Source organism: Mesorhizobium sp. M7A.F.Ca.ET.027.02.1.1, assembly GCF_004022985.1.
GTDB lineage: Bacteria > Pseudomonadota > Alphaproteobacteria > Rhizobiales > Rhizobiaceae > Mesorhizobium.
On record NZ_RZOL01000241.1, the window covers coordinates 1 to 9,513 of the forward strand.

The 9,513-nt window shown below is 62.1% G+C and carries 12 protein-coding genes and 1 pseudogene; 6 read left to right on the plus strand and 7 right to left on the minus strand.

Annotated features, from left to right (window positions below; genetic code table 11):
* A pseudogene (locus EN749_RS23195) lies at positions 1-622 on the plus strand (hypothetical protein); the annotation flags it as partial.
* A gap of 60 nt (positions 623-682) precedes the next feature.
* Here EN749_RS23195 and EN749_RS23200 read toward each other — a convergent pair.
* Together EN749_RS23200 and EN749_RS23205 are read right to left on the minus strand one after the other, a co-directional pair.
* Positions 683-793, minus strand: coding sequence for a putative RiPP precursor (locus tag EN749_RS23200; RefSeq protein WP_127396512.1), 111 nt, complete (start codon positions 791-793; stop codon positions 683-685).
* Between the two features lie 209 nt (positions 794-1,002).
* On the minus strand, positions 1,003-1,092 hold the full coding sequence (locus EN749_RS23205) for a putative RiPP precursor (protein WP_127396513.1): 90 nt from the start codon (positions 1,090-1,092) through the stop codon (positions 1,003-1,005).
* A 170-nt stretch (positions 1,093-1,262) separates the two neighbouring features.
* On the opposite strand from EN749_RS23205, the gene EN749_RS37785 reads away from it, so the two are divergent.
* Both EN749_RS37785 and EN749_RS23220 read left to right on the plus strand, forming a co-directional pair.
* Positions 1,263-2,879 carry a WD40 repeat domain-containing protein gene (locus EN749_RS37785; RefSeq protein WP_189367676.1) on the plus strand — a complete coding sequence of 539 codons (1,617 nt, stop codon included), beginning with the start codon at positions 1,263-1,265 and terminating at the stop codon, positions 2,877-2,879.
* A 42-nt stretch (positions 2,880-2,921) separates the two neighbouring features.
* Positions 2,922-3,473, plus strand: a complete 552-nt coding sequence (locus tag EN749_RS23220) for an isochorismatase family protein (RefSeq protein WP_127809772.1) — start codon at positions 2,922-2,924, stop codon at positions 3,471-3,473.
* A gap of 301 nt (positions 3,474-3,774) precedes the next feature.
* Here EN749_RS23220 and EN749_RS23225 read toward each other — a convergent pair whose 3' ends face one another.
* The 4 genes from EN749_RS23225 to EN749_RS23245 all read right to left on the minus strand — a co-directional run bounded on the left by EN749_RS23225 (position 3,775) and on the right by EN749_RS23245 (position 6,425).
* Entirely contained in the window at positions 3,775-3,987 is a 213-nt protein-coding gene (locus EN749_RS23225) for a hypothetical protein (RefSeq protein ID WP_127811366.1), read from the minus strand.
* 77 nt (positions 3,988-4,064) lie between these two features.
* Complete coding sequence (locus tag EN749_RS23230) at positions 4,065-4,364, minus strand: DUF1236 domain-containing protein (protein ID WP_127396222.1); 300 nt, start codon at positions 4,362-4,364, stop codon at positions 4,065-4,067.
* Positions 4,365-5,600: 1,236 nt separating this feature from the next.
* Entirely contained in the window at positions 5,601-5,801 is a 201-nt protein-coding gene (locus EN749_RS23240) for a hypothetical protein (protein ID WP_128364054.1), read from the minus strand.
* A gap of 336 nt (positions 5,802-6,137) precedes the next feature.
* Positions 6,138-6,425, minus strand: coding sequence for a hypothetical protein (locus EN749_RS23245; protein WP_127268526.1), 288 nt, complete (start codon positions 6,423-6,425; stop codon positions 6,138-6,140).
* Between the two features lie 316 nt (positions 6,426-6,741).
* Here EN749_RS23245 and EN749_RS23250 point away from each other — a divergent pair, with 316 nt between their 5' ends.
* Entirely contained in the window at positions 6,742-6,960 is a 219-nt protein-coding gene (locus tag EN749_RS23250; RefSeq protein WP_306462370.1) for an exopolysaccharide production repressor protein, read from the plus strand.
* A 569-nt stretch (positions 6,961-7,529) separates the two neighbouring features.
* A complete protein-coding gene (locus EN749_RS23255) occupies positions 7,530-7,832 on the plus strand; it encodes a DUF1236 domain-containing protein (protein ID WP_027035237.1) in 303 nt (100 codons plus the stop codon).
* A gap of 87 nt (positions 7,833-7,919) precedes the next feature.
* Here the strand turns inward: EN749_RS23255 and yghU are convergent, their stop codons facing one another.
* A complete protein-coding gene (yghU, locus tag EN749_RS23260) occupies positions 7,920-8,786 on the minus strand; it encodes a glutathione-dependent disulfide-bond oxidoreductase (protein WP_128364055.1) in 867 nt (288 codons plus the stop codon).
* Positions 8,787-8,984: 198 nt separating this feature from the next.
* Here yghU and EN749_RS23265 point away from each other — a divergent pair.
* Positions 8,985-9,513 (plus strand): S1C family serine protease (locus EN749_RS23265; RefSeq protein WP_145990979.1); only part of this gene is annotated, 529 nt, incomplete at its 3' end.

Sequence of the window (9,513 nt, forward strand, 5' to 3'; positions counted from 1 at the left end):
GAACGGGCACGTCCTGGAGACGCGGGCACTGGCGCCGGGTGCCGTCTTCAGCTTCGACCTGGCTGAAGAAGCCGACACGGCCAGCGTCAGCGGCGGCGGCTTGGAGCGGCGGCTGACGCTGTCGCCCTACTCGGCGGATCTCGGCCTGCTGTCGCCGCAACGCGCCGGCATCGACACTGATGCCGCCCTCGAAACGATCGATTTCGACGATGTGACGTCGCGCCCCTTCAGGAAAATTCCGGCCGGTCATGCCGGATTGACGTGGCGCAACCTGAATGCGATGGCCCGCGACTACACCAAGGACAGCCAGGGCTATGTCAATGGCAATGTCTCCGGTGACTATGTGCTCTACACCAGCAGCGGGCTGCCGGCCGAATTCAGCCGCGAACGGCCGTTCGGCTTTCACTCGGTCATGCTGAGCGCCGCCTGGCTGGCGTCGGAAGGGGAGGTGGCGCTGATCGAAAGCTGGCTTGGCGAGCAGCTGATTTCAAGCGATCAGATCACGCTGTCGGCGCTCACGCCGCTGCACTACGCCCCGATGCTCAAGGCTGTAACGCGTGTTCGCCTGTCGACGAAACACTATTGGCAAATGGTCGTGGACGATTTGGTCTTGACGCGCTGAGATTGGGCACGCCAAAGCGGAGCGAAATTTCGCCCCGCTTCAATCAGGTTACGTTTACGGTCAGGTTGGTGCGGCGCCGTTTGAAATAATAATAGAGGGGCCGTTTGACGCTGTGACCGCCGACAGACGGCCTTTTTTCAAGAACGATGGCTTCACATAAATCTTCTTCATTTTCAGACTCTCCTAAAATCCCAGCGTGATGATGCCATACTGCGGCCATCTGTCAACCATGCGAGCTGAAAGCAACAAACCTGCAATAAATCCAACAATGAGCGACAAGGGGCCAGGGCCCCTATTCTTTGTTTCGCCTATTCCGAAAACCATTGCACCTGGAGTTTGCTTCTCCAGCAGCTAGCGCGATCCGCCAAAGATGCGCCGGATTAAAGCGTGGCGCTGGTCGGGCCGTTTGCCGTGACGGCTGAAAGCTTCCCCTTCTTGACGAAGGTCGGCTTCGCATAAGTCTTCTTCATCGTGATCTCTCCTCCCTGCGCGATGATGGCAGATACGCAAGATGTGTCAACCAAGCCGGGCGTCCACACGGGCTCTTGGCGACACGAGCTTGCGGCTGATAGTCTCGACGTCGACATGCGGCGGGCAACCGTCACATGGTGAGGGCCGCAACAACGCCCGAGGGGTTTCAATGAACAAGGGTGCCGACAGATTGCTCGCCCTTGCCCTGGTCGTTGTCGCCGTAGGCTGCCTGGCGCGGATCTATTGGCCGGCAATCGGCGAGGCTTTCCTCTGGCGCGGCTTTTCAGGCCCGCCGATGGACCCAGCCTCGTTACGGCTGGCGGGGTTCCTGGTGGCGGCGTTCGCCTGCCTGCTTGGTGCAGGGCTGTTTTGGGCCGGCCTCTTGCCGGACCGGTCGGGCCAAGCAGCGGGCGCGCCGCTGTTTGGTCGCGCGGCGGAGATGCAGGATGCTGGCAGGCCCGGCCTGCGCAGAGTCTTTCTCGTCCTGCCATTGGTCGTGGTCGCCGCACTGGCCGCCGACCGGTTCGGCCCTTGGCATGAGGGCGGCGACATAGCCAGCGAGCCCGTCGAACCGAAGGCCGACGAACCCAACCCTGGCGAGCCGAAGGCCAACGAACCCAAGGGGCATGATGTCGCCAGCGCGCCGCCGGCCTCAGAGCCGGCAGCCCCACCGCCTGCACCAGCAGAAGTTGCTTCGCCGCCGGAGGCCGCCAATCCGCCTGCGGCACCGGTCCCACTGACGCCGCCGGCGCTGGTGCAACCGACCCCGCCAACGCTAGTGCCGCCGACCGCGCCCGCGCCTCCGGCGCCGCCGGAGGTCGCGGTCATTCCGCCGCCCATCGTGGCGCCATTGCCGCCGGCTCCGCCGCCGCTACCGACGCAGCCCGAGGGCCACCGCGATTCGGTCGTCTGGCTGGCGGTGGCGCCCGACGGGCACTCGATCATGAGCGCCAGCACCGATCACACGATCAAGCTGTGGGACATCGCCGCCAAGCAGCTGATCCGCACTCTCGGCGTGCACAAGGATATGGCCCGCACGGCGCTGTTCATGCCCGACGGCGTCAGCGCGCTGACGGCCGGCGACGACGGCGAGATCGTGCAGCGCAAACTTTCCGACGGCGCGGTGCTGCATGTCTTCTCCTCGGGCGGCAATGGCGGCGTCAGAAAGCTGGCGATCAGCCCGGACGGCAAACATGCCATCAGCGGGCACGACACGGGCAATGTCATCGTCTGGGATCTCAAGAAGGGCGCTGTGCTGCACGCCATGAGCGGGAACGGCTGGTCGGTCAGCGCCGTCGCCGTCGCGCCCGATGGCAGGCAAGCCCTCAGCGGCAGCATAGACGGCACACTGAAACTTTGGGACATCGAAAGCGGCAAGCAATTACGAAGTTGGCACGGGCATGAGCGAGGCACATATGGCGCCGCGTTCACCGCCGACGGGCATCATCTGGTCACCGGCAGTGGCGATTACACGATCAAGCTCTGGGATCTAGACAGCGGCCGCGAAGCGCGCCGCTTTGAAGGCCACGAAGGCACTGTCTACGCATTGGCGCTGTCGGCCGACGGCCAGCGCCTGGTCTCCGGCTCGCTCGACGGCACGGCGCGGCTGTGGGACATGGACACCGGCAACCAAATCGCGATGTTCGATAGCCGGACCGGCCCGATCTACGCGGTGGCCTTCACCGCCGATGGCACGGTGCTGACCGGCGGCAACGACCGCGCCATCAGGGATTGGCCGGCCACCGGCGGCGAGGGCGTCGTGCTGTTTGCCGGCGCGCCGGAATGAGCGAAATCTTGATCACCTTGTCCGCCGTGCTATGTAAAACCCATGTCAGAAGCCAGCCTCCCAGACAACGCGCCGCTCATTGTCATCGGTCTCCAGACCGGCATGTTCGACGGTGTGCACGAGCCGCCGATCCATGATGCGCCAGATATTGTCGAGCGCACCAAGGCGGTGATCGATTGGGCGCGGCGCGGCGGGCGCAAGGTCGCTTTTATCAGGCATGACGGACCCGATGGCGATCCGTTGGCACCGGATGAGCCGGGCTGGCCGGTTTGGCCCGCGCTCGGCCAGGCGGCGGACGAGCCGACCTTTGCCAAATCGGTGCGCGATGCATTCAGCAATCCCGCCTTCGGTGACTGGGTGGCCGGGCAAGGTGCGGGTGCTGTCGTGCTCTTGGGCGCACAGACCGATTTTTGCGTGGCCGCGACGGTCAAGGGCGCGATCGCCAGAGGGCTCGGCGTGACCGTGGTGTCCGATGCGCACAGCACGCTGGACAATGCCAGCGAGAGTGCCGAACAGGTCATCACAAGGCACAATGGCGAATTCGCGGAGGCCGGTGTCAATCTGGTGACCACAAAGGCGCTTGTCGGCGGCTGAAGCCCGACCGTCGCCGCAGGCCGCATCAGGCAGGCCGGCTTGAGGAGTTCGCGAGGGAAGACAGCGCTGGGCGGCTGCCGTGGTCGACGCGGACGGGGGGGCGCATTGTTGGGATGGCTCGGGCGCCCGCGTCAACCAGGGCGGCTCGTACCGCCGCATTAGCAACATTGCACATCGCAGGTCGCTCGAAACTTCCGCGAAAGCGGAATAGGCCGGAGCAAAAGTGCGGATTCGGCTGAGACTTTCGGCGCGCTTTCCCGGGACGGGGAATCAAAAAGTCTGCTGGTTGTCGGCATGCCCCTCAAGGCGTCCGTCGCTCCTGCACCGGATCGGCGAGGAACGACGCCGCAATCAGGTCGTCGGCATCGATCCGGCCATGACGATCTTCCATGATGGCCGCGACCTTTTGAAAGGTTTTCATTTCGGCATCCGTTACCCGCGCATCGCGCATTCTGGCTTGGAGATCGGCCAGGCGAACGCCCAAAGCAGGGGATCTCACAGCTTTGCTTGTCATCTTCACTCGTCCTGATTGGAACCTGACATGTGCGACCCGCCGCCGTGGCTGGCGGCGGGTTTGGGACCGTTCGAAATTCAGTCGTAGACCTTGATGATCTTGCGGGTGCCCGGATCCACCAGGACGGTGCGGTTGTCGACGACCACGTAGCGGTATTGGACATCGGGGATCTCATGAAGCTCGACCGTTTCCGGCAACGCGCTACCAATATTCAGTTCCACACCGGGAACCTTGACCGAAGCGAGGGGCTGCTTCTTCACATACTCGCGGATGACCGTGTCCTGTTCAGGCTGAATGACAACGTCCTGAGCGGCAACGGCGCCGACTCCGGCCAACAGCAATAGCGCCGCAGCGGTGCCCGTTAGGTGCATTTTCATACTGTTTCTCCTTGCGAGTCAGCATGACAAGATCGTCCAACGCTGACGAGCAACTGAACTTGAGCCAAATGAAAATGTTCCTCCGCTGGGGCTTCGGTCGGATGAGAAGTGCGACTTAAGTCCGGTCCGCGAGCGCATTAGTCTTACCGACGGGAACGGCTCTCTGTTCACGACTGTTTGTCTCCCGGATTCGGAGAAACAGATGGACAAAAGTGTTGGCCAAGCGCGCTGGTTGCTCGCACCGATTTTCGCGACGGCCGTCACCTTTCTGGGGATGTGAATAGTCCTTGGCTGACATGTCGTCGATCGGCGCAGCAACGTCCCTTCCTGCGCTGATAGGATTCGCAAGCCGCTTCGGCGGCTGGCGAATCCTCTATCTTCACCGAGCGCGGGCCTGCTCATTCGGCAAGCGAGCGCTTCGTTCAGCTTATGCAACGTTGGGAGGTTTACTATGGATCGGCGATCCTTCTTGACAGCAATGTTTGGCATTGCCGGGGCAGCAGCCCTTGCAGGGGCAATTCGCCCGACCGAAGCAGTGGCCGGTGTTCCAGGCGCCGGAAACGGCATTCTCGATGAAATAGAGGCGTCACAAACAGAGGCCTTCGACGACGGTACACATGCGGAGGTGCAGCCGGTCGACCATCGACGCTGGGATCGGGACTGGGATCGGGACCCGGATCGGGACTGGGATCGGGGCTGGCGCCGGCGCCGGCACGGGCGGCGATGGAGACGGGTCTGCCGTAGTTATTGGCGGCATGGTCGCCGTCGCGTCCGGTGCTATCGCAGACGCGGGCCCTCGGTCATCCTTCGGTTTTAGCAGCTAGCCAGCACGTCTTAGCGGCTTGACCAGCGCGATCGGCTCGGCGTCCGCATTTTTCCGGCAGTTGCCGAGCAGAATGCCGTTTGCCGAGGCTGGAGCTCCACATGGCGAGGCGGCGCGAAGGTGAATCCGCGCCAGACAGAAGCGAAGACGTCAAGATGACGGTGCACCGACGCATGCCATCCGTTGGCGAGAAATGGCCCGGCAGCCAGGTGCAAAGGGAGGCACGCCGGGCCAGCCGACTTCTGGCGGTCGCCGGCCATCCTTATATTCTATACGTCTAATATTAATGCAAGCGGCGCCAAAAGCCTCCGGTGGACAATACATCGCCCGAAGCCGTCCGCTCCACTGGACGAAGCCTGGAGGACCCGCGCGGCCGCAATCTCGCCATCGCTCGGCAATTGGTTCGGGCTCGTTCAGTTTGCCGCTTTGCTATCGTGTGTCGATCGAGCGGGCGGCGAAGGCAGGGCACGTTGATCCGCAGGCTGCTCGCTGAAGTAGAGCGAACTGCCGAGAACAACGAAGACGATGCCCACCGCCATCAATCCAACCATGAGCGCGGCGATCGCCGTGCCTGGACCATGGCCTGTCTTGACGATGGTGGATCGGTGGGGCATCGCGCCGTTCTCCAGATATGGCACACCAGGGGTGCCGAACCTTCGCGACAAACGACAAGCGCGGCCCGATGTTCCCTTGGCGGAGCTTCAATCGGTCAGGTCGGGCTTTTGCTATTTCCTGTAGGACCAAGGTCTTATCTGTTGTGCGCAAAAGTCCAAGGGGCCTTGTTCAGTTCCGATAATGTCCCTTGGATGTTCCGCTATTTTAGGTAAATCTCATATAAAGCTTAGGGGGAAAACTTAGCCAGCCAAGCACATTTTCCCGCGAAACGGGCATGGAAAATGTGGCTTTGGCAAGTTCAACAACAGGCAGTCATGTCTCGGGCGACGAATGGCTCACGTCTCGTCGAATGGGCCCTCGCGGTTCTGATCGCGCGTGATCGCGGCTTCTTCCTCATCATCGGGAAGGGCGTCGTCGCTGTCCTGGTACGCGTTATCGTCGTCCTCGTCGGGCAGATCGCCGTCTTTTTCGATGCCGTAACGCATGTCGCCGTTTTCCGGCACGGACTCTGGCAGGATCTCGCCGCCCTTGATTGCATCCCAATCCTGCTGCTCGATGGTCGGCCCGTCCGCCTGCGGTGCGTCATCTTCGATATCGGCGTCTGGTTTGTTGCGCGGTGCCATGTTGGGCTCCTTTCCTTGAAAACTGCAGGCGAAACTCGGGGTGCCGGCGTTTGTTCCCGTGCTTGAACTGGAGGCGTGCTTCTGGATTGCCGACAGCTGGCAGCCCCCGCCAGCACCCGCCGCCGTTCCCGGATCGCCACGCTTGCCAAGTCGCCGCGCAATGGAGAGCGCAGTGGAGATGGGCCGCTTACTTGCGAAGTTGCTAAAATAATGAAATGTTGTCTGCGGGAAATGGGAATGAGGCAGGGACTGATCGGAACCGCCGCGGTTTCGACGGTTTTGGGAAACCATGTATTTTGGACAGTTTCTCGTAGGAATGTCAGCCACGGCCATCATCGTCGCGGTCTGGACCTATATGGTTACCGGCTCTTTCTGGGAGGCATTTGCCTGGACGATAGCGACGCTGCTTGTCCTGCAGGTCGGCTACTTCGTGCTCATCGTGAGGCTGATCTTCAGGGGCTCGCATGATATCGCGCCGAGCCAGGATCCGGTAGACGCCTTCCCGCCATTGCGTCGAGACGGTGTCCGGCTCTAAGACCGGGTAGCCAGGATCACTCGCGCGTGTGCGCCCGGGCAATTCGGGGAACCTCGCCACCAGCGCGACCACGGTGTTTGGTCACTGAGACAGCGTCCGAGCATATCCCTGCCGGAGATTTCGGCGCAGCGTTATCGTGGGAACATGACGCATGCGCGACCTCCTTCGCATGGAGCTCAGGCCGTCAGGTGGAACAAGTGATGATGCTTCGCGTTCTCTAGAGGTACCGGTGAGGTTGCCACCTCCATCGGAACTGCCATGGCTCGCTCTGCTCCCGGCGGGGCGAGCCTTTTTCGTGCTCCCATTGTCCAGACGCGAGGCTGATTTGACGCGGCGACGACAGGTGCTTCGCCAATCCGGCTACAGCAGGAATTTTTCGTCTTCTAATGTCCGTACACATTTGTGCAAGTTTTCAAGCATTTCCGCGCTGTCTGCCGCATGTCTGATCAGCAACAAATTAATATCCGAACCGAAAACGTAACATCTTCAATTCTGAAGTTTGATGGAACCGCATGGCAGCGGTGGAGTTTTTATGGAGGGCGGAATTCAATTGTCACTAGGAGACGGTCATGAAACTTTATCTTACAAGCGCGGCGGCCGCAGTCGTCCTGATGGGCGGCATTGGTGCGGCGCTGGCGGAGAGCGTCGTCGTCGTCCAGCCGGAGCAGGAGACGGTCGTTCGCGAATACATCAAGAGGGAACCGCTTGCCTCGGTGAACCTTCTGGGGGTCGAACTCAAGCTCGGCTCCTCGGTGCCGGACACTGTCGAATTGCGTGAGGTGCCCGACGTCAAATATCGCGTCGCCGTGATCAATGACCAGACGGTCCTCGTCGATCCGGAGACCCGCCAGATCGTTGAAGTGCTGCACTAAGGGGGTTCCCGCAGCACTGGACCTTGGGGAAAACCCGCCCCGACGTCGCGTCGGTGGCGGGTTTCCTTTGCCGCGACCCGCTATGGCCTATTCGGCGGCCAGTCTATCCTGCGTCCTGGTCTCGAAATCGCTGGCGTCATGGCGCTCATGCAATTGCATGGCAGGCTCGCCGAAAGCGCGGTTGACCATGCGGCCGCGCTTGACCGCCGGTCGTGCGTCGATCGCTTTGGCCCAGCGTTGCACATGTGTGTATTCCTGCACGGACAGGAACTCGGCGGAATCATTGTACATGCGGCCGAGCGCCAGCCCGCCATACCAGGGCCACACCGCCATATCGGCGATGGAATAGTCCTTGCCGCCGAGATATTCAGTCTCCGCCAGCCGGCGGTCGAGCACATCCATCTGGCGTTTCACCTCCATCGAGAAGCGGTCGATGGCATATTCGAACTTTTCCGGCGCATAGGCATAAAAGTGACCGAAGCCGCCGCCCAGATAGGGCGCCGAGCCCATCTGCCAGAACAGCCAGGACAGCACCTCGGCGCGGGCCGGCTGTTCGGTCGGCAGGAATTCGCCGAACTTTTCGGCGAGATAGACCAGGATCGAACCGGATTCGAAGACGCGCACCGGCGTCTTGCCGCTGCGGTCCATCAGCGCCGGGATCTTGGAGTTGGGATTGACCTCGACGAAGCCGCTGCCGAACTGGTCGCCATCGTTGATCCGGATCAGCCAGGCATCGTATTCGGCGCCCTTGTGGCCGCGCGCCAGAAGCTCTTCCAGCATGACGGTGACCTTGACGCCGTTCGGCGTCGCCAGCGAATAGAGCTGCAACGGATGCTTGCCGACGGGCAGTTCCTTGTCATGCGTCGGTCCGGCGATCGGCCGGTTGATGCTGGCAAAGGCTCCGCCGCTCGGCTTGTTCCAGGTCCATACTTTCGGCGGGGTGTATTCGGTCATCTCGGGGGCCTCGTGTCGTGGGGAAGGATGGCAGGTCGCCATAAACTAGGGCTGCGGATGTGTAAGTTCAACTTGCGTTGAACTATTATCGATGCCCGCAGGGCCAACATCGGCAATTGGGCTCTTCCTTGCCCTTGCGCCTTCTCCGGCGTGGCATACCTATAGAAGATGTCGCCAAAGCCCATCCAGGACAAAAGCATGACCATCAATCCCAATCCGCGCTCGGTCGTTGCCGTGCGGGCTACTGTTCCCGAAGATGCCTTTACAGCCGGGGCGCTCGGCACGCTCAGGGAAGGCAGCGGCGTCGTCATTCGCAATGACGGGCTGGTGTTGACCATCGGCTATCTCATCACCGAAGCGGAAGAGGTCTGGCTGACCAGCCATGACGGCCGCGTCATCCCCGCGCACGCGCTCGCCTATGACCAGGAATCGGGCTTCGGCCTGGTGCAGGCGCTGGCGCCGCTCGGCCTGCCGGCCGTGGCGCTGGGCGATGCCGGCAAGTCCAGGATCGGCGACGCCGTCGTGCTGGCCGACGGCATCGGCCAGTCGGTGCAGGCCAGGATCGTCACCAAGCAGGAATTCGCCGGCTATTGGGAATATCTGCTCGACGAGGCGATCTTCATTGCGCCCGCGCACCCGTCCTGGGGCGGTGCCGGGCTGTTCGGCGCCGACGGCTCGCTGCTCGGCATCGGCTCGCTGCGCCTGCAGATGAGCCGCGACGGCGAGG